We start from the raw sequence: 20,353 nt of genomic DNA, 5'->3' as shown, positions 1-20,353 counted from the left end.
TTTTCCCTCCCCGTATATAGAAGCTACCAAGCTTCCAGGCGTAGAGTCAGGACATGTCGATTCGCAGAGCACTGGTCACCGGTGCAACCGGCTATATCGGTGGGCGCCTAGTTCCACGTCTCCTTGAAGCGGGCTTCAGCGTTCGAGTGCTGGTCCGCACTGCCGACAAGCTCAAGGACGTGCCGTGGCGCGCTCAGGTAGAGATTGTCGAAGGTGATCTGCTGGATGCAGAGGCAGTCAACCAGGCATGTGTCGACATCGATGTTCTCTACTACTTGGTCCATGCCATGGGGCAAAAAGGTGACTTTGAGGCTAAAGAACTCACCGGCGCCAGGAACGTCGCTCACGCAGCCAAAACCAACAAACTTTCCCGGATTGTGTATCTGGGAGGTCTCCACCCCGCCACGGGTGAACTCTCCAAGCATCTCCGATCACGGGCAGAAGTGGGTGAGATACTTCTTGATTCCGGAGTCCCCACTGTCGCCTTGCAAGCCGGCGTGATTATTGGCTCTGGATCCACAAGCTTTGAAATGATTAGGCACCTCACCGATGTGCTTCCCGTCATGACGGCACCCAAGTGGGTGGGCAACCTCATTCAGCCCATTGCCGTTCGTGACGTGATGTATTACTTGATCAAGGCAGCGGATCTTCCTGCGAGTGTGAATCGCACGCTCGACATTGGCGGGCCAGAAGTTCTGAAGTACTCCGAAATGATGAACGGCTATGCCGTTGAAGCAGGGATGAAAGAACGTGCCATCCTTCGACTGCCCGTTCTCACCCCCTACTTAGCCAGTCAATGGGTCAACCTCGTCACGCCCATTCCACGTGCGCTCGCCGTGCCGATCATTGCCTCACTTCAACACGACTGCGTGATGAATGAGCACGATATCGATTCGATCATTCCGCCACCGCCAGAAGGCTTATTGCCTTATCGCACTGCGGTCCATCTCGCTCTTGAGCGAATGAAAGAAGGGGAGTTGGAGACGAGTTGGCAGAACTCCAGTGTCGATGGCGCTCCCAGCGACCCTCTTCCGAGTGACCCTGAATGGGCTGGTCACCGTGTCTATATTGACCTCAAAGAACGTGACTGTGACTCACCAGTTGAGGACCTCTGGGCTGTCATCGAGGGGATTGGTGGGGATAACGGTTGGTATTCACTTCCCATTGCCTGGGCAGCCCGCGGCTTTGCCGACAAGCTCGTCGGAGGCGTTGGTTTACGTCGCGGACGAAGCAATCCCGAGAAGCTTCGTGTGGGGGAGGCCGTGGACTGGTGGCGCGTGGAGCGCATCGATCACGGCAACTTCCTGCGCCTGCGTGCGGAGATGAAAGTTCCTGGCCTGGCCTGGCTGGAGCTCACTGCAGATGCTCTGCCTGATGGAACTTCTCACTACACGCAGCGCGCCATCTTCTTCCCACGTGGGCTTGGCGGCCGCCTGTATTGGCTTTCGATTCTTCCTGCGCATGGCATCATCTTCAACGGCATGGCCAACAAGATTGTGGCCACAGCTCAGCAGCGTTTTCTTGAGAGAAAAATCCAGGCAAAACTCTCTGCTCTCTCATAACCCGTTCATAGTGTCCTCATAGCTTCGTTCTCCAGTGTGTAATTACCGGCCACAAGGCCACCACACAAAACGAACGTAAGGAGGCATGCAGATGCCAAAGAACGACAACAACGACAACCTCGACAACGCAGAGGCAACTCAGACTCCTGCTGAGTACACCCCCGAAGCTGCAGCTGAAGAAACCGAAACTCCGGTAACACCCATCGCTGAAGCCCGCTCCAAGCGTCGCCTCGGCACCGGTGCGATCATCGGTATCTCTGCAGCAAGCGTTGCTCTCTTAGCTGGTGTATTCGGAAGCGGCATTGCTGTCGCCAACGTGATCGGTCATGCTGGTGGAGGGCCACAGGCTGCAGGTCAGCCCCCTGCGCACATGGAACTGGGCGAAGGCGGTCCTCAAGGTGGCGGCGAAGGCCATGAAGGCAAGCGCGGTCACGGCCCCAAGGGCGAGATGGCCGGCGGACCACAGGGTGGTCTCGAAGCTGATGGCTCCATGCCTGGCAACGTTCCACACGAGCATGATGCAAACGGTAACGACATCATTCCTGAGGGTTACCCCACCACTGCACCTGCTCCCGCAACGACCAACTAGTCGTTCTGACAGAAACACCGCCCCTTCGGGGGCGGTGTTTTCTTGTGTGAGGGAGGAATACTCTGGAACCACCAGACGTTATGGATGATGAAGGAATGAGGTAGCCATGGCTAGCCAGACCACATCCACCATCGTCTTGGGTGTTGAGGGGATGACCTGCTCGAGCTGTGTTGCCCGTGTTGAGAAAAGCCTCAACGAACTTCCTGGTGTGACCGCTGCCGTGAACTTAGCAATGCACAGCGCCAAGGTTGAATTTCCCTCAACTGTCAGCGAAGCGCAACTGGTACAGCAGGTAACCAAGCTTGGATACACCGCAACATTGCCTCAGGCGGCCAAGCCCAACGAAGCTGAATTAGAAGAAGGCAAAGCGGGCAAAGTAACGTTGCTCGAGCGCTTAGTCATCTCCATCTTCTTGACTATCCCTGTCATTGTGCTCGCGATGGTTCCAGCCTGGCAGTTCACCTATTGGCAGTGGATCTCACTGTTATTCACCACTCCCGTCGTGTTTTGGTGTGGTCTTCCCTTCCACCGGGCGACATTTATCAATCTTCGTCACGGCACCTTGACGATGGACACCCTGATTACGTTGGGGACTTTTGCTGCCTACGGCTGGTCTGTCTATGCCCTCTTCTTTGGAGCTGCTGGGGATCCCCACATGCACCACAGCATGGAACTCTTTGCCTGGCAGGCAGATCCCACCCACAACATCTATTTCGAAGCTGCTGCTGGGGTCACCACCTTCCTCTTGCTCGGGCGCTACCTCGAAGAGAAATCCCAACGCACTGCGGGTGAGGCTCTGCGTGCACTGGGGGAGTTGAAAGCAACAGAAGTCACTCGAGTAGTTGACGGCGTTGAAGAACGAATTCCTGCATCTGAACTTCGTGTGGGGGATGTCTTTGTCGTTCGCCCTGGGGAAATCATTGCCACGGACGGCATTGTCCTCGAGGGTCAAGCGGCTGTTGATGAAAGCGCTCTCACGGGGGAAAGTCTTCCTGTAGAGGTCACTGCCACTTCCCGTGTCACAGGCTCGACTATTGCTTTGGACGGAAAACTTGTCGTTCGTGCCACGGAGGTTGGCCAGGACACTCGCATTGCTCAGTTGGCGGCACTCGTTGAAGATGCACAGCTCCATAAGGCTGCTGTGCAGAGACTTGCTGACCGAATTTCTGCCGTCTTTGTGCCGATCGTGGTGGGTATCGCTGTAGTTACTGTCATCGGGTGGGTGATAGCTGGTGCTCCACTGGCCGTCGGATTCACAGCAGGTATTGCGGTCCTTGTTATCGCGTGCCCATGTGCGCTCGGGCTTGCTACTCCTGTTGCGTTGATGGTGGGCACGGGACGAGCAGCACAGATGGGCATCATCATTTCCGGCCCAGATGCCATTGAGAGTTCTTCCCGCATCACCACCGTTGTTCTCGATAAAACGGGAACGGTCACCACCGGCAAGATGACGGTGAGAGATGTTTATGTTGACGATGAAAACAAGTCAGCGGCACTGCAGCGCATAGCTTCGTTAGAAAGCGGCTCAGAACACCCGATTGCCCAAGCCATTGTGTTGTACGTCACTACTGATCGGCACGATCCGCTTCCTGCAGTGACAGAGTTTCGCTCTGTCGCTGGGCGCGGTGTTCGCGGTGTTGTTGAAGGCGTCACTCTTTCGGTGGGAACCCAAGGGTGGATGGAAGAGAATTCCCTCGAGCTCTCTTCTGTGCAGCGTGAGGTGCTGTCTTCTGCTCGCTCAACGGGGGCAACCACTGTCTTAGCAGGTTGGGATGGCCGAGTTCGTGCCATCATCACTGTCGCCGACACCATCAAGGAAGATTCTGCTCTGGCTATTTCTCGCCTTCGTGAACTCGGTCTGGACGTTGTCTTGCTGACAGGCGATCATGAAGAAGCTGCCCGCGCGATTGCCGCAGAAGTGGGTATTTCTCGCGTGATTGCTGGAGCAAGTCCTGAAAGCAAGGTTGATGTAGTCAGGGGCTTCCAAGCTGAAGGCAAGCGTGTGGCCATGGTCGGTGACGGTGTCAATGACGCTGCCGCGCTGGCACAGGCCGATCTGGGCATTGCGATGGGGACCGGAACAGACGTGGCTATCGCCGCCAGCGACATCACTTTGGTCCGTGGAACTTTGTCTGCAGCCGTGGATGCCATTCAACTTTCCCGCAGAACCCTCGGAATTATTCGGGGAAATCTATTCTGGGCCTTCGCCTATAACGTCGCCGCGATTCCGCTCGCGGCACTGGGATTCCTGAACCCCATGTTGGCGGGAGCAGCCATGGCATTCTCGAGTTTGTTCGTTGTGCTCAATTCACTGCGTCTTCGCAGTTTCGCACGCTAGATTGAACTAAGTGCATTACGCACTATCTCGCCGGCTGTGAAGTCGACCTGACTTATCCAGAAGTGGCGACAATGTCTCTTAGCTCTACCCTTGGCCCTCTCCGCTCAACTGAGCCGAAAGATCCCAACCGTAAGCCGCTCACAAGCTCGTATGCAGCGCTCATGAAGGCAGTGACCCAAGCTGGCTTGATGCGTAAGCGTCCCGTGTTCTACATCACCTTGTTTGTGGGCCTTTCTCTGGCCCTGGGCGGTTTGATTACCGGGTTTGTGCTCATCGGAGATTCCTGGTTCCAGCTCCTCATCGCTGCTGGTTTGGGTATTTTGCTGACCCAATTCGCCTTTATTACTCATGAGGCTTCCCACCGTCAGGTGTTTGCCTCAGGCAAGCTCAATGACTGGAGTGGCCGCATCCTGGCTACTGCTGTGGTCGGCATTTCTTACGCGTGGTGGATGAACAAGCACACCAAGCACCACATCAACCCCAACACCGTGGGGAAAGACCCTGATATCGAGTGGGACACCATCTCTTTTCAAGAAGTAGATGCTGCCAAGCAAAAGGGTTTCCTGCGCTGGATTACCCAACGCCAGGGTTATCTCTTCTTCCCTCTGCTCACCCTCGAGGGCATCAACCTGCATTTCCGCTCCATCTTGACCTTGTTCCAAAAGGAACGCCTTGAAGGTCGCGCTGTTGAGCTCACGTTGATTGCTCTGCGCCTGAGCGCTTATGTTGCTGTGATCTTCATCTTCCTTCCCCTCGGCATGGCCTTTGCCTTCCTGGGTGTTCAGCTCGCGGTCTTTGGCGTCTACATGGGTGCATCCTTTGCCCCGAACCACAAGGGCATGCCCATGATTCCCAAAGAGAACCGCGTGGACTTCATGACCAAGCAGGTCCTGACTTCTCGCAACATCAAGGGTGCTGGAACCACAGCATTCATGGGTGGACTGAACTATCAGATCGAACACCACTTGTTCCCCAGCATGGCTCGACCCAATCTGCGCAAAGCTCGTCTGATTGTGAAGGAGCACTGTGCAACAGAGGGTGTTCCCTATACGGAGACCACGCTGATGCGTTCCTACGGAATCGTCATTGGCTATCTCAACAAGGTTGGTTTAGCAGCTCGCGATCCATTCGATTGTCCTGAAGCCGACCGCATGCGTCGTCGCTAAACTTTTTACATGACAAAAAAGCAAGCAGAACCTGAGCTCATCCGTCCTGGCATCGTGCCTGGACTTGCGGGAGTTACTGCAATGTTTATCGGTATGGGTCTCTACGGCTCCGAGTGGTACATCACGATCTTGTTCGTGGTCAGCATCTTGGCTGTCATCCTTGCGATATTCACCTGGCAGTGGGCTAATCCCAAGAAGTGGATCTTTCTTCCACTGTTCTTAATGATTGCGATTTATTGGAATCCTGTTGTTCGCTTGACAGATGGAATTACTCCAGGAATCCAATGGTGGATGCTTCTTCAGACAGCTGCAGCTGCCACTTTCTTCCTCGGTGGCTTCCTGATTAAGACGCCAGCTCCGAAGTAGTAGACTAAATCTGCACCACAACCTTCGTTTCTACTGTCGCCGGCGCTAACGCGTGATGCGCGAGGTACCTTCTGGGGGAGGTGCAGTTTGGGGCATGACGCAAGCACAGCTTGTTCGTGATGTCATCGTTTCTTTAGTCATGGAGACCAAGTGGCCCGTACCGGCACTCGTCGTAACACCCTCGATAACTCGGGGCTCATCCCTATCCTCGCTCGCAAGGTGCGTGAGGTAGAAGCAAAAGCTCAGACTGGTAAGAAGGTTGGTCCCACCAACCGCACCAAGTTCCAGGTCATTGCTTTCCTCGTGCGTGAAGAGCGCGCACGCGTCAAGGGTGACGCTGCGTTGACTGATTCTTCACGTGCAGAACAGCTCAAGCGCCTCGATGGTGTTGCCACCATCCTCGCTAAGACTGCTGCCCGCGACACGTCGCTGATCCAGCTGCTCGAAGTAGACCACGCAACCAGTCCTGTAGCGCAGAAAATGCGCCGGGACTGGCTGGTTGAATCCGGCGCAGAGATCAACCCCGAAGACCTCATCATCACCACCGAGCAGGCCAAGCCTGTTCAGGAGTTCGCTCCTGAACTTGCAGAGAAGCAGGTTCTTCCGCTTTCTGTGAAGGCTCGTCTGAAGTCCAGCCCGTTCCTGGAGCCTGACTTCTCTAAGCCCACCACGGGTTCTGTTCCTGTCATGCGTTTGTCGAACTGGGAGCTGCTTGGCCCCTTGTTCAAGTCGTTTGAGACTGGTGCCGGCGGCGGCTCTGCGTGTATGGAGATGCCTGCTGTTCCCAAGTTTGATCGCTTCTCTCCTCAGGGACGCGAACTCATGCCACACCAGATTCGCTTCATTGAGAGTGTGAAGGAAGGTCACCGCACCTTCCTCCTCGCCGATGAGCCAGGTCTAGGAAAGACGGCACAGTCGCTCATTGCGGCGTCTGTTGCAAACGCCTTCCCTTTGCTTGCCATCGTTCCTAACGTGGTCAAGATGAACTGGGCGCGTGAAGTTGAGCGCTGGATCCCTGGCCGCAAGGCAACGGTTATTCACGGTGACGGAACTGACGTCGACGCTTTCGCAGATGTCTTCATCGTGAACTACGAGGTCCTGGACCGCCACCTCTCCTGGATTGGCCAGATGGGCTTCAAGGGCATGGTTGTTGACGAAGCACACTTCATCAAGAACCTCGCTTCTCAGCGCTCCAAGCACGTACTTGCACTCGCAGACCGCATCGTGGCGCGCACTCCAGGCCACAACCCCCTGCGTATTGCGCTGACCGGTACGCCACTGATCAACGACATTGACGACTTCCGAGCTATTTGGAAGTTCCTCGGCTGGATTGACGGCGAGAAGCCCTCGGCAGAGCTCACTGCCAAGCTTGAAGCAATCGGTCTCACCCCCGCCGACCAGAGCTTCTATGCCTCTGCCCGTGACACTGTGGTCTCGATGGGTATTGTTCGTCGCCGCAAGATTGACGTGGCCAAGGACCTTCCTGCTAAGCGAGTGGTTGACCTGCCCGTTGAACTCGATGATGAACTCGGTAACTCAATCAAGGCTGCTGAAGCTGAACTGGCCAAGCGTCTGCTCGAGCGTTACAACCGCTTCACCGTCACCGGTAACTTCCGTGGTTCCACCACAGAGCTCATCCGTATGGTTGCCCAGCAGGAGCTGGACGAATCCAAGGGTCAGAAGACTGGTGAGAACGTCTTCACCATGGTGCGCAAGATTGGTCAGGCCAAGGCAGGACTTTCTTCTGACTATGCTGCTCAGCTTGCTCGTTCAGTGGGCAAGGTTGTCTTCTTCGCCAAGCACATCGACGTGATGGACACTGCAGAGCGTGCATTTGCGGCCCAGGGCATCAAGTCTGTTTCCATTCGTGGTGACCAGACCACTTCTGCTCGCCAGGATGCCATTGATGCCTTCAACAAGGACGAGTCCGTTCAGGTTGCCGTGTGTTCACTCACCGCAGCTGGTGTTGGTTTGAACCTGCAGGCTTCTTCCAACGTTGTTTTGGCAGAACTGTCCTGGACCTCTGCTGAGCAGACCCAGGCAATTGACCGTGTTCACCGTATTGGTCAGGAAATGCCTGTTACCGCATGGCGCATCATCGCTGCCCAGACCATTGACGCGAAGATTGCCGAGCTCATCGACAGTAAGCGTGGACTTGCTGCTCGTGCCCTCGAGGGTGAAGAGATTGAAGCAGGCTCGCAGGATTCCATCCAGCTCGATGCTCTGGTTCACATCCTTACTCGTGCAATAGCGTCTCAGTACGCCTAGCCTGTAACCATGAACGAGTGGCTCACCGCAGCAGGCGCAGGTCTGCTGGCTGGTGGAGCCCTGTTCGTGGGTGCGCTCATCGCATGGTTTGTGAAAGTGCCCTCACGGGTCGTGGCCAGCGTGATGGCCTTTGGTGCGGGAGTTCTCATCTCGGCACTCGCCTTTGACTTGGTCGGTGAGGCTATGGCCGAGTCTGGCCTCTGGCCGACCGTCTCCGGCTTTGCTGTAGGGGCGATTGTTTATGTGGGCGTGAATGTCCTGCTTGATCGTCTCAATGCTCGAAACAAAAAAGGTTCAGCAGAAGGCCCCGGAACCGGCACGGGTATTGCCGTGGGAGCATTGCTCGACGGTGTGCCCGAGTCCATGGTCTTGGGCCTGTCCATGCTCGGAGGTCAGGGAGTCAGTATTCCGATTCTGACCGCGGTCATCATTTCGAACCTGCCCGAAGGTCTTTCCAGCACTGCCGAGCTCAAGGCTGCGGGAAGGAAACCACGCTTCGTCTTCGCTCTGTGGGGAGGCATTGCTCTCGCTGCGGCGATCTCCAGCCTGTTGGGCTTCACGATCTTGGCTGATGCTCCTGTTGAGCTCACCGGCTTCATTACGTCTCTAGCGGCTGGTGCGATGCTGGCCATGATCAGCGACACCATGATCCCGGACGCATTCCGCAAGGCTCACAACTACACGGGCCTGCTTGCCACTCTCGGTTTCTTGACCAGCTTGGTTATTCACCAACTGGCCTAGTCGCTAGTGCTCGTCCCAGAAGGTGGCGAGCAGCTGTGCTGAGGTGTGAGTGCGGTCAGCGTGAGCTGAGTGTCCTGCATTCGCCACAACCCAGTAATCAGCTCCCAGTTGCTCAGCCATTTCTCGCTGCATCTCGATAGGCCAGGCGTCGTCGTTGGCGCCGTGGGACACAAGAACGGGAATTCCAGTGCGCGACAGCTCAACAGTTCGGTCAACCTGGTCAATGAGAATGTTGATCCCAGCTTCAAGCTGGGCAGGGTTGGTGGACATGAGGCGGTCGTAGTAGTACTGCTCAATAACGTTGAGCTCGCCCTTGATATCTGCCTCGGGATTTTTACCTGCAGCGAGCTGGCTGCCGACGTAGTACGCACGAGGACCGTGCTCCAGAAGACCATAGCGCTGCTCTAACAGGTCGCCACCCATATTTCTGGGGCCTGAGTTCCACATGGTCAAGCTCGCAAAAGGGGAGTGGTCCTGAAGAACAGCTTCGATGGAGACAACACCACCGAAACTGTGGCCCAACAGGTGAACATCGTTACCGAGTTCAAGCTTGCCAATGATGTCGTGGATGTCTGCGCCCAGGCGTTCTAATGCATAGCCGTCAGTGTTGTCAGGGCCTTCAGACAGGCTCTGTCCTCGCTGGGAGAAAGCGACGACTTTATAGCCACGCTGATATAGAGGCTGAAGTAAACCATTGAACGTGTCTGCTGAGCTGGTATAGCCAGGGACCAGCAGTGCTGTACCTCTGTATGGGCCAACTGCCTCGATGGTGATGGTGGCGAGTTGATAGCCACCGACCTCAACTGTTCCGCGCGTGGCACGGTCAGGGAGCTGCTGAGCCAAGGTAATCCCTTGAGCTTCGAGTTCAACACTGTTGAGGGGCAGCTGTGCAGTCATAACCCCATGCTACGGTCGAGCTCCAGTTCGTGTCTAAAACGGAATTGGATGACAGGATAGGCTCAAACGTTCCAGCGTCTGTCGAGGGTTGTGACGTGAGATTTAACTTAATCCACGCATTTCCTTAACTTTGTTCAAGAGACTTGTTGCTCAGGCAGTTCAGAGATGTCACTATCAACTGAAGTTGAATTTCCCCTCAACTCCACGTGAAGATTCTCCAAACTTTGTTTCAACACCATTTCGTAGCGTCACATACACAGAAAAGGCCCTTGTGGATCCTCTATTCGTCGTCGTGCTCGTTGTAGCACTCGCGCTTTTCTTTGACTTCACCAACGGTTTCCATGACACAGCAAACGCCATGGCAACCCCGATTGCTACTGGTGCTCTCAAGCCTCGAACAGCAGTACTCATTGCTGCAGTATTGAACCTTGTAGGTGCGTTCCTTTCCACCGCAGTGGCTAAGACCATCTCGGTTGACCTCATCAATGAAGACATCACCATCAAGGTGGAAATGATCTTCGCTGGTTTGTGCGGAGCAATCCTGTGGAACCTCACCACCTGGATTCTTGGACTTCCTTCCTCTTCCTCGCACGCGCTCTTTGGCGGCCTGATTGGTGCCGCTATTGCCAGTGCAGGTTTTGACGCAGTGAACTTTGTCAAGGTTGTTGAGAAGGTTATTCTTCCTTCGCTCTTTGCTCCCGTGATTGCAGGTGTTGCCGCTTATCTGGCTACCAAGCTGGCCTACATCATCACCGCTCGTTCACAGGCTGAACGTGCGCGTACTGGAATTGGCACTGGCCGTTCTCGCTTCCGTACCGGCCAGATCTTCTCGTCTTCACTTGTTGCTCTCTCGCACGGTACTAATGATGCTCAGAAGACCATGGGTGTTATCACTCTGGTGCTGATTACAGCTGGAGTGCTGGGTAAGGACAGTGGCGTTCCACTCTGGGTCATGATCGCAGCAGCTTTCGCTATTGCACTCGGTACATACTTTGGTGGTTGGCGCATCATCAAGACAATGGGAACTGGTCTTTCTGAGATCAAGCCTGCACAGGGTCTTGCCGCTGAAACCGCAACCGGTGTCACCATCCTGGCGTCGACCAACCTTGGCTTCGCCCTCTCCACCACTCAGGTAGCTTCTGGTTCCGTTATCGGTGCCGGGCTGGGTCGTAAGGGCGGCACAGTTCGTTGGAGCAAAGCAAGCCACGTTGTGGGCGCATGGTTCCTGACGCTTCCTGCAGCTGCCATTGTGGGTGCATTCGCTGCGTGGATCGCAGGAACTGGTCCATTCGGAATTCTGATTGATGCGGTCCTCGTGACTGGTGTCATCATCGCTTTGTTCCAGATCAGCAAGCGCAACGCTGTCACTCACACCAACGTCCTCTCTGAGGTTGAAGGTGCGAGCGAGATCATCGAAACTCCTGCACAGCGTCGTCGTGCAGAGAAAGTTGCCAAGCTGGCTGCCAAGAAAGAAGCAGAAAAGGCCGCGAAGCAAGCTAAAAAGAACAAGAAGGGCAAGAAATAATGACTATCGCTTGGGATGCATTCCTGTCCGTTGTTATCGCCTCTGTAGGCGGAGCAGCCGTGATCGTTTCGCTCTACTCACTTGGTGTTCGTTTCGTCACTGATGCAGAGCTGCTGGCTCCTAAAGCGGCCAAGGGTGATGGCTCAGCTGTGCGTAAGGAATCTTTTTTCCGCAGCATTGCTTACATCTGCTTCACACTTTGTGCCATCGCAGTGCTCTATGAGATCTACTTGATCATTCCGTTCTTCCATAAATAAGTCCGGAATATCAACATCACCCCCTCGCGCAAGCGAGGGGGTGATGTTGTTAACCCCTATATGTGGTGGTGAAGGATAAAGAAATTCACTTCAAGTAGTGGTTAAGACTTTCCGGCGAAAAACTCAAGGCAAATTCTCAGGCAGGTTATGGTTGAACCTGTAGTTCCCTCATCCCTACTCAAAAAGGAGAACGGTTTGTCGTCCTCGACCACCGAAAAGCCCAAGTCAGGCTTCTCAGCAACACTCGATCGCTACTTCGAAATCACCAAGCGTGGATCCACCATTGGTACGGAGTTCCGCGGCGGTCTCGTCATCTTCATGACGATGGTTTACATCATCATCCTGAACCCCATCATCTTGGCTTTCAGCCCCGACGTTAACGGAAACGTTATCGGCGGCGGCGCAGCTGACGCATTCGAATTCGCACCTCAGGCAATTGCTTCGGCAACTGCACTGGCTGCAGGTCTGATGACCATCGCATTCGGTTTCGTCGCACGTTTGCCTTTCGCTATTGCAGCAGGTCTGGGTATCAACTCATTCCTCGCAGTAACTCTGGTCAAGGACGTCACCTGGCAGGAGGCCATGGGCCTCGTCGTCATCGACGGAATCATCATCCTCATCCTCGCGGTCACTGGTCTTCGCACCATGATCTTCACCGCAGTACCTGCTGCGCTGAAGACCGCGATCACCGTGGGTATTGGTCTCTTCATCGCATTCATCGGTCTTGTTGACGGTGGACTTGTTCGTCGCACCGACGCTGGTCCCGTTCCTGTTGGACTCGGTGTTGGCACCGACCACGGAATTGGTCTCCCCACCACCATCTTCATCATCGGTCTTCTCACCATTGGTGTTCTGATGGCACTGCGCGTTCGCGCAGCAATCTTGATCGGTCTTGTTTCGACCACGATCATCGCGATCATTGCGGAAGCAATCTTCCAGGTGGGCGGCAAGTTCGTCAACGGTGAGTTCGTAACCCCCTTCGGTTGGGACACCACCATTCCTGGTCTGCCCACCAGCATCTTTGCTGTTCCCGACTTCTCCACCATTGGTGAAGTTGACCTGTTCGGTTCCTTCGAGCGCATCGGTGCACTTGCTGCAATCATGCTCGTGTTCACCCTCGTGTTCTCGAACTTCTTCGACGCAATGGGCACCATGACCGGTCTGTCCAAGCAGGCTGGCCTTGCTGACAAGGACGGTAACTTCCCACGTCTGAAGTCCGCACTGGTTGTTGAAGGTGCTGGTGCTGTTGTTGGTGGTTTCACCTCCACCTCCTCCAACACCGTCTACATCGAGTCTGCTTCCGGTATCGCCGGTGGCGCTCGCACTGGTTTAGCTAACATCGTCACCGGTGTGCTGTTCCTGGTTGCAATGTTCTTCGCACCTCTGACCTCTGTAGTACCCATCGAGGTTGGTGCTTCGGCACTGGTCATCGTTGGTGCACTCATGATGTCTCAGGTTGTTGACATTGACTGGAAGGACTGGAGCGTCTCGTTCCCTGCCTTCCTGACCATCATCATGATGCCTTTCACCTACTCGATCGCAAACGGTATCGGTATCGGCTTCATCACCTGGGTCGTCATCCGCGCATTCGCAGGTAAGGGTAAGGAAATCCACCCTGTCCTCTGGGTTGTTGCAGCTGGCTTCGTGCTCTACTTCGTAGCAGCACCATTCCAGGCAGCTCTCGGCGGCTAGTCGAGAACCACTCGCATAAGCGGGAGAGCCTTCGGGCTCTCCCGCTTGTCGTTTAACCAGATGTGGATAACTCAGGAGGCATATTGCTGAACATGGGTAGGTTTCCTGTCATGCGTGTGAAACCTCTCATTGCCGTTCCCTTGATAGCTATTGCTCTTGCAGGGTGTTCAACTCAGCAACCAACAGAAGAAACAAGCACGGCTGCTGCTCAAGAACAGCCTCTCTTCTCGAGCGACGAAGAAGCACTGGCTGCAGCACAAGCTGCCTATGCGAACTATCTCGTGGTCTCAGATCAAATAGCTAGAGATGGTGGGGCTAATCCTGAGCGGTTGAAGGGGTTGGTCTCCACTCAACTCTTTGAAGAAAGCGCGGATGTTTATAAAACCTATAAAGAACAATCCATAACTGTTGAGGGGGCAACTAGCTTTGACTCGCTGCACATTGGTGAAATTAGTCAAAATTCCGCCAGTTATTATGTCTGTCTTGATGTCGGCAAAACAAAGCTACTAAATGCAGACGGAATTGATGTGACTCCAGTGGGGCGGCAATCTCGACTTCCAATTATTTTTGAAGTTAGGGTAACTAATTCGTCAGCCACAATTGAAAGCAGTGAAGTGTGGTCAGGCCGAAACTACTGCTGATTTTTTCAATGGCACTCGGGCTAATTTTCTCCTCAATAAATACAACAGAGGCTTTAGCCGCCTCCGGAAGTTGTTCTACAGCTGCTGCGGTGGCAGGTATTTGTACAAACGCCCAAACCTCTAACAACTCTGTAAACGTCTGGGGTAGAACGACAATTCCTGGTGGGAGTTCTTCTGTTGTTGCTCCTGCAGGTCGAACAACAAATTCTCGTCCTGCTGTCGTAACCCCTGTTTACTTTCCATCGTCGTTAGCTTTTAGGTGTCTGGGCTTAGTTTCCCCTTCGCCTCAATGCCGAAAAACTCCTGCCACTCCTGCTCCCGCACCTGTGACATATGCGCCCATCACTTTGTCGGATCTAGCCAACTTTGTTCCCCAATCAGCTTCTTTGACTTCTCAACCACGTGGATGGACAGTTGTGAATCTCAATACCAACTTCATAGCTGGGGCTTCTACTCATGTTGTAGGCGGTTCCTTGTTTGGTCGCTCAGCTGAAGTCAGATTCACGCCACATGCGTACGACTGGAATTACGGGGATGGTGGTACTCAAACAACGTCGGTTGCCGGTGCTCGCTGGGATGCTCTCGGATTGCGTGAATTCTCTCCAACTTCGACAAGTCATGTTTATGGATCTGAAGGAAGCTTCAGTACTTCTGTCACAGTTCGGTACGGTGCTGAGTATCGCGTGGGTGGGGGAGCGTGGATTCCCGTTTCTGGTGAGGTCTCGAGTGCTGCAACGTCCACCGTGGTGATTGTTCAAAGTGCAGATACTGTCTTGGCTGCTCGGGATTGCACGGCAGGTCGAACAGCTCCCGGCTGTTAGCCTGAGAGGGCACTTTATGCCTACTGTTTCTGCTCAATAAACACTCAGACAACACTCAGGCTGGTCATAGGATTCACACAGACTTGTGCGGAATGCTGAAAGTGCTTGAAAGGAGCTTCTCGAATGACTGAGAACAACAACAAAGGAATTCCCGAGTACTTTTTCCCACCCGTGGGAGATGCCACTCCGCCACCTGCAGCTCCTGCTGCTGAACAGGTAGTTCCTGAAACGTTTGTTGGTCCAGCAGCTGTTCGAGAGCGCAAGCAGAACAAAGTAGCTCCACTCGTCGCCGTGGCAGTGGCCGCCGCACTCGTTGGTGGAATTGCCGGAGCTGGTGTTGCAACAGTCATGGGTGGCCAGAACGCCACCAACACCGCCTCGAACAGTATTCAAGGCATCACGATTAATGATTCTGATGAAGTTTCGACGGTTACTGCTGTGGCTGCAAAAGCTTCTCCGAGCGTCGTCACCATTGCTGTGACAGGCACAGAAGGTTCAGGAACTGGATCTGGTGTCATTCTGAACAAGGAAGGCTACGTCCTCACCAATAACCACGTGGCAACCCTTGATGGCGCTGATTCTGGGGCAAAGATCACTGTTCAGGACAACGACGGAAACATTTATCCTGCCTCGATCGTGGGAACGGACCCCACAGTCGACATGGCAGTGCTGAAGATTGAGAGCGAAAGCACTTTCACCCCCATTGAATGGGCGGACTCCAGCAAACTCAACGTGGGTGACCTCACTATTGCGCTGGGTGCACCGCTGGGCCTTGCTGGCACCGTCACCACCGGAATTGTTTCTGCACTCAACCGATCCATCCAGGTTGCAAGCTCGTCCGTTCCTGATTCCTCGGGTTCTGACTCCGGTAGTGGAGATAGCTCCAACCCCTTCAACTTCGACTTTGGTCAAGGACAGAGCCAAACCCAAACTCAGAGCGCTTCGATTTCCATCCCTGTGATCCAGACTGATGCTGCCATCAACCCAGGTAACTCGGGTGGTGCTCTCCTCGATTCCAAGGGCCGTCTGATCGGGATCAACGTCGCTATTGCGAGCGCTGGATCATCTGAGGGCCAGTCTGGAAGCATTGGTGTGGGCTTTGCACTTCCCTCCAACCTGGCCAAGCGTGTTTCTTCTGAACTGATTGAAAACCAGAAGGCCTCTCACGGTCTCCTTGGCGCACAGGTTTCAGATGCCGCCACCAAGGATGGCAGCACCGCAGTCGGTGCATACATCGAAAAGGCCGTTGATGGCGGGGCTGCAGCTGCAGCCGGCATCAAGGCTGGTGACATCGTGACTCAGTTCAACGGTGTTCGTGTGACAGATGCTAACGACCTCACCGCCTTGGTTCGCACCGCAGCTGGTGGTTCGGACGCGACTGTTGTGATCAACCGTGATGGTAAGCAGCAGACAATCAAGGTTCAGCTCGGCACTCTCAAGTAGCTGGGGAAACGGCCAGCTCTTGGTAACCTAGAACTCGGCCTTCTACTCAAGGACCCCATGTCTGCTCTTGGCTCCGCGCCCATCCCAGCAACGCCCCTACCTGGCGTTTCTTATGTGATGCCTGTCCTCAATGAGGTCACCCACATTCGTGCTGCCGTGGCGAGCTTGCTGGAGCAGGATTACGTCGGTCCCATGGAAGTGACCCTTGCGCTTGGGCCCAGCACGGACGGCACCAATGAGCTCGTTGCCCAGATGTGTGCCGAAGATACGCGGATTCATTCTGTAGATAACCCAGCGGCTGCGACCCCTGTGGGAATGAACCTGGCGATCACAGCCTCGAACTTTCCCATTGTGATTCGGGTGGACGCCCACTCGGTGCTGCCGAATGACTACGCCCGCATTGCCGTGGAAACCCTGTTGCGCACTCAGGCCGACAACGTGGGTGGCATCATGGATGCCCAAGGTACTACGCCCTTTGAGCGTGCTGTGGCACGCGCCTATGACACCAAAGTGGGCTTGGGCGGTACACCCTTCCACGTGGGAGGTAAAGAAGGTCCTGTCGACACTGTCTATCTGGGTGTCTTCAACCGTGAGAGTTTGCTCAAGGTCGGCATGTTCAACGAAGAGATTCGTCGAGGCCAAGACTGGGAACTCAACCGACGTTTCCGCGATGCCGGGGGACTTGTTTGGTTCACTCCCAAACTCAAGGTTGTCTACCGGCCACGCACCTCTGTGAAGGCTCTGGTCAAGCAGATGTACTCCACCGGATTATGGCGTGGTGAACTCTCTCGTCGCTTCGGAAGTGGCCTGCGCTACTTTGTTCCACCTGCAATGGTGTTGGCTACTGCACTGGGAATCATTGCTGGTCTGCTGGGCTTCACGCTCGGGTGGATTGTGCCAGCGGTTTATGTGGCATTCGTGCTTGTTTCCACCGTGGTTTATGGCCGAGGTATGGGGCTCAAGGGACTCGGCTGGTTTCCTCTAGTGCTTCCCTGTATTCACTTCGCATGGGGTGTAGGTTTCATCATGAGTTACACCAGACTCACCTCAAACATCGCCGGCAAGAGCGGAAGGTAAGACGTGGAGAAACCCACCTCCCTCGCTCAGCTGCGCGAAGTCACTCAGCCACCCGAAGTGCGCACGCGTGCCAACGCAGAGCACTGGGTAGCTCACCTGTATCTTCGTGATCTTTCTCCCTATGTCACCTGGGTTTTGCTCAAGACTCCTATCTCGGCAAACGGTGTCACCGGGCTGATGATCCTGACCGGTTGGGCAACTGCTGCAGCATTGTTGATTCCTGGTATTTGGGGTCCTGTTCTGGCATTGATTCTTGGTCAACTACAAATGTTGATTGATTGCTGTGATGGTGAAGTAGCGCGCTGGCGCAAAACAAAGTCTCCTGCGGGACACTTCTTGGATGCAGTGGGTCACTACACAACCGAAGCGTTGATTCCCCTTGCGCTGGGTCTTCGTGCAGCTGGCTTTGCCGACAACTCTCGCCCCATTGACTGGATGTGGGTTGCCCTCGGTGCATTCCTGGCCATCGTGATCATTTTGAACAAGGTGCTCAACGATTTGGTTCGTGTTGCACGCGCCATGTCAGATTTGCCCAAGTTGGCAGATGCCAAGGGGGCTAATGCCCCGCGGCCTGGAATGGTAGCCAAGCTGCGTCGTCTGGCACGCTTCGTCCCATTCCACCGCATCTATCACTCGGTTGAGCTGACCATCATTGCTTTCCTTGCAGCTGTCGTTGGCCTTGCTGTGGGAGAACTTCATGTCAGCCAAGTTTTGGTGGCACTTCTGCTTCCCCTCTCCGTTCTTGCCATCATTGGCCACTTCGTTGCCATCATGACGAGCTCGCGTGTCCGGGCTGCTTAGGCGCACTGAATACGGCGTTCGACCTCGTGTGGGCGTCGTTGTGCTCACGATGGGACAGCGTCCCGAAGATCTCTCTCGGGCAATCAAGAGCGTCCTTCAGCAACAACTCGTCACACTCGATGTTGTCGTGGTGGGTAATGGCTGGCGACCTGAGTTCCTTCCAGGTGGTGTTCGTGGGCTTCATCTTGCAGAGAATGTGGGTATTCCTGCCGGCCGTAATGCGGGGGCAGCTCAAGTTCAGGGGGAGTACCTGTTCTTCGTCGATGATGATGCAGAACTTTCAGATCCGTTGTTCCTCACGGAAGGCATTCGAAAGTTCCAGGCAGATTCTTCGATGGGATTGCTGCAACCTCGCATTACTGACCCCAGTGGAAAAGTGACTCCTCGCAGGTGGATTCCTCGTTTACGCAAGGGCGAGGCCACTGACTCCAGTTATGTCTTTTCCGTGTTGGAAGCTGCTGTCTTGATGCCAACCCGAGTCTTTGAAGACATTGGAGGTTGGGGAGATCCCTACTTCTATGCCCACGAAGGCATTGAGCTCGCCTGGCGAGTGTGGAACGCAGGCAAGACGGTCTTGTACGCCGGTGACATGGTTGTGCACCATCCCGTAACCAGTCCTACCCGTCATGCCACCTATTACCGCCTCAATGCACGTAACCGGGTGTGGCTGGCAAAGCGCAATTTGCCGTGGATTCTGGTTCCGTTTTATGTTCTGTCCTGGACTGGGGTGCAGTTAGTCCGCTCAGTACGAACGGGAGGCACCGGTCTGGGGTCTTGGTTCTCAGGCTGGGTTGAAGGTTGGCGAGAAAACCCAGGTGGTCGTGTGGGGATGCGGTGGCTCACAGTGGCCCGGATGACCAAGGCTGGTCGTTTTCCGATTCTGTAGTCGTTACTGACTATTTCTTTGCAAGTTAGGCTAATTTCATGGGTTTGATTCAAGACGCACGTTCGGCAACCACCCTGTTGTCGAAGGCACTTCAAGGTCGTTTGCGCCGCAAGGAACTTGCACGCAAACTTGAGGCGAACCCGCTCCCAGACCACAACTTCAAAGTTGGGGTCTACTTCGCAGATGGTGAGGTCAACCTCTACCAAGTGCGCCAGTGGTACAAGCCTCTTGAAGAACTGGCGAAGACGTGGCCTGTTGTCATTCTGAGCCGTAACACTCTCGGTGCGCTGAAATTGTTGGATGAATCGCCTGTTCCCGTTGCGTATGTGCGCACCGTGGTTGAGCTGGAAGAATTCATCGCTGACCAGGATCTTCATGTGATCCTCTACGTCAACCAGAACGCCCGTAACTTCCAGATGTTCCGCTACGGCAGCCGTTTCCATGTCTTCATCAACCACGGTGAATCCGACAAGATGTATATGACGACCAACCAGTTCAAGGCTTATGACTACAGCCTGATCGCAGGAGATGCGGCGCGTGAACGTTTAGGCCGCGTGCTCTGGGATTACGACTTCGATAAGCGGGCAATCCCTATTGGCCGCCCCCAAGCAGATCACTACACCGGCACAGTTCCGTTCGAACCAGATGATCGCGAAGTCGTGCTCTATGCCCCCACCTGGGAGGGCGACCGCCCTGCTGCTGCCTATGGTTCTGTTGAAACTCATGGTCTTGCCCTGGTGGAAGCTCTCATTGCGACTGGGCGTCACCGCGTGATCTACCGCCCCCACCCTCGCAGTGGTGCAGTGGACTTTGAATACGGTCAAGCTAACGACCAAATCAAGTCATTGTTGCGCCGAGCGAATGCTCATGATCCCCAGGCCAAGCACATCGTGGATGAGGGTGCTGAGCTGGGCTGGCAGCTTTCTGTTGCCGATATGGCCATTGTGGACATCTCTGCCATGGTTTATGACCGCTTAGCCGCAGGCAAGCCTCTGATCATTACTCGCCCGGTCAACCCTGAAGCAGAACTCGACGAAGGTGGTTACCTTAGCGACTGCGAATGGCTTGATGCCGACCAAGCTGGCAACATCGTTGCCCAGATGGATGCCATTGAGCACGACCCAGAGGCTCAAGCTCGTTTGGCTCGCTGGTGCAAGCACTACTTCGGAGACATCACCCCAGGTGTCCCCACTCAGCGATTCCACGATGCCATCTTGCACCTCATGAACGAGTGGGAAAAGCACGCACAGCTGCATGCGAAAGACTGATTCTCTCTAGCGCTA

At 54.8% G+C, this 20,353-nt stretch carries 18 protein-coding genes; 17 read left to right on the top strand and 1 reads right to left on the bottom strand.

Translation table 11 applies throughout. The annotated features are described in order from the left end of the window. The first annotated feature begins 53 nt into the window (after positions 1-53). The 7 genes from M2118_RS05475 to M2118_RS05445 all read left to right on the top strand — a co-directional run bounded on the left by M2118_RS05475 (position 54) and on the right by M2118_RS05445 (position 9,030). Complete coding sequence (locus M2118_RS05475; protein ID WP_280794928.1) at positions 54-1,562, top strand: SDR family oxidoreductase; 1,509 nt, start codon at positions 54-56, stop codon at positions 1,560-1,562. Positions 1,563-1,653: 91 nt separating this feature from the next. Continuing rightward, positions 1,654-2,151 (top strand): hypothetical protein, encoded by a 498-nt coding sequence (locus tag M2118_RS05470; protein WP_280794927.1) that lies wholly within the window; start codon positions 1,654-1,656, stop codon positions 2,149-2,151. Positions 2,152-2,257: 106 nt separating this feature from the next. Beyond that, positions 2,258-4,489, top strand: a complete 2,232-nt coding sequence (locus tag M2118_RS05465; protein WP_280794926.1) for a heavy metal translocating P-type ATPase — start codon at positions 2,258-2,260, stop codon at positions 4,487-4,489. 71 nt (positions 4,490-4,560) lie between these two features. Further along, the gene (locus M2118_RS05460; protein WP_280794925.1) at positions 4,561-5,655 is read left to right on the top strand and encodes a fatty acid desaturase family protein; all 1,095 of its coding nucleotides are present in this window, start codon (positions 4,561-4,563) and stop codon (positions 5,653-5,655) included. Positions 5,656-5,664: 9 nt separating this feature from the next. Next, the gene (locus tag M2118_RS05455) at positions 5,665-6,021 is read left to right on the top strand and encodes a hypothetical protein (protein ID WP_280794924.1); all 357 of its coding nucleotides are present in this window, start codon (positions 5,665-5,667) and stop codon (positions 6,019-6,021) included. Between the two features lie 150 nt (positions 6,022-6,171). Further along, a complete protein-coding gene (locus tag M2118_RS05450) occupies positions 6,172-8,289 on the top strand; it encodes a DEAD/DEAH box helicase (protein WP_280794923.1) in 2,118 nt (705 codons plus the stop codon). A 9-nt stretch (positions 8,290-8,298) separates the two neighbouring features. After that, positions 8,299-9,030, top strand: a complete 732-nt coding sequence (locus M2118_RS05445; RefSeq protein ID WP_280794922.1) for a ZIP family metal transporter — start codon at positions 8,299-8,301, stop codon at positions 9,028-9,030. A 3-nt stretch (positions 9,031-9,033) separates the two neighbouring features. Here M2118_RS05445 and M2118_RS05440 read toward each other — a convergent pair whose 3' ends face one another. Beyond that, the gene (locus tag M2118_RS05440) at positions 9,034-9,927 is read right to left on the bottom strand and encodes an alpha/beta fold hydrolase (RefSeq protein ID WP_280794921.1); all 894 of its coding nucleotides are present in this window, start codon (positions 9,925-9,927) and stop codon (positions 9,034-9,036) included. Positions 9,928-10,198: 271 nt separating this feature from the next. Here M2118_RS05440 and M2118_RS05435 point away from each other — a divergent pair, with 271 nt between their 5' ends. The 10 genes from M2118_RS05435 to M2118_RS05390 all read left to right on the top strand — a co-directional run bounded on the left by M2118_RS05435 (position 10,199) and on the right by M2118_RS05390 (position 20,338). Next, on the top strand, positions 10,199-11,452 hold the full coding sequence (locus M2118_RS05435) for an inorganic phosphate transporter (RefSeq protein WP_280794920.1): 1,254 nt from the start codon (positions 10,199-10,201) through the stop codon (positions 11,450-11,452). Then, positions 11,452-11,709, top strand: coding sequence for a hypothetical protein (locus M2118_RS05430; RefSeq protein ID WP_280794919.1), 258 nt, complete (start codon positions 11,452-11,454; stop codon positions 11,707-11,709). The genes M2118_RS05435 and M2118_RS05430 overlap by 1 nt, the downstream gene beginning before the upstream one ends. A gap of 147 nt (positions 11,710-11,856) precedes the next feature. Next, positions 11,857-13,401 (top strand): NCS2 family permease, encoded by a 1,545-nt coding sequence (locus M2118_RS05425; RefSeq protein WP_280794918.1) that lies wholly within the window; start codon positions 11,857-11,859, stop codon positions 13,399-13,401. Positions 13,402-13,511: 110 nt separating this feature from the next. Continuing rightward, positions 13,512-14,042, top strand: a complete 531-nt coding sequence (locus tag M2118_RS05420; RefSeq protein ID WP_280794917.1) for a hypothetical protein — start codon at positions 13,512-13,514, stop codon at positions 14,040-14,042. A gap of 416 nt (positions 14,043-14,458) precedes the next feature. After that, a complete protein-coding gene (locus M2118_RS05415) occupies positions 14,459-14,863 on the top strand; it encodes a hypothetical protein (RefSeq protein WP_280794916.1) in 405 nt (134 codons plus the stop codon). Between the two features lie 123 nt (positions 14,864-14,986). Continuing rightward, entirely contained in the window at positions 14,987-16,306 is a 1,320-nt protein-coding gene (locus M2118_RS05410) for a S1C family serine protease (protein ID WP_280794915.1), read from the top strand. 57 nt (positions 16,307-16,363) lie between these two features. Next, positions 16,364-17,383 (top strand): glycosyltransferase family 2 protein, encoded by a 1,020-nt coding sequence (locus tag M2118_RS05405; RefSeq protein ID WP_280794914.1) that lies wholly within the window; start codon positions 16,364-16,366, stop codon positions 17,381-17,383. A gap of 3 nt (positions 17,384-17,386) precedes the next feature. Beyond that, positions 17,387-18,184, top strand: a complete 798-nt coding sequence (locus M2118_RS05400; protein ID WP_280794913.1) for a CDP-alcohol phosphatidyltransferase family protein — start codon at positions 17,387-17,389, stop codon at positions 18,182-18,184. 49 nt (positions 18,185-18,233) lie between these two features. Then, positions 18,234-19,070 (top strand): glycosyltransferase family 2 protein, encoded by an 837-nt coding sequence (locus M2118_RS05395; protein WP_432418383.1) that lies wholly within the window; start codon positions 18,234-18,236, stop codon positions 19,068-19,070. Between the two features lie 38 nt (positions 19,071-19,108). Next, on the top strand, positions 19,109-20,338 hold the full coding sequence (locus M2118_RS05390; RefSeq protein ID WP_280794911.1) for a hypothetical protein: 1,230 nt from the start codon (positions 19,109-19,111) through the stop codon (positions 20,336-20,338). The last annotated feature ends 15 nt before the right edge of the window (positions 20,339-20,353 follow it).

It is taken from the genome of Aurantimicrobium minutum, from assembly GCF_029892845.1.
Taxonomy (GTDB): Bacteria; Actinomycetota; Actinomycetes; order Actinomycetales; family Microbacteriaceae; genus Aurantimicrobium; species Aurantimicrobium minutum_B.
This window is presented reverse-complemented; position numbering and strand designations above follow the sequence as displayed.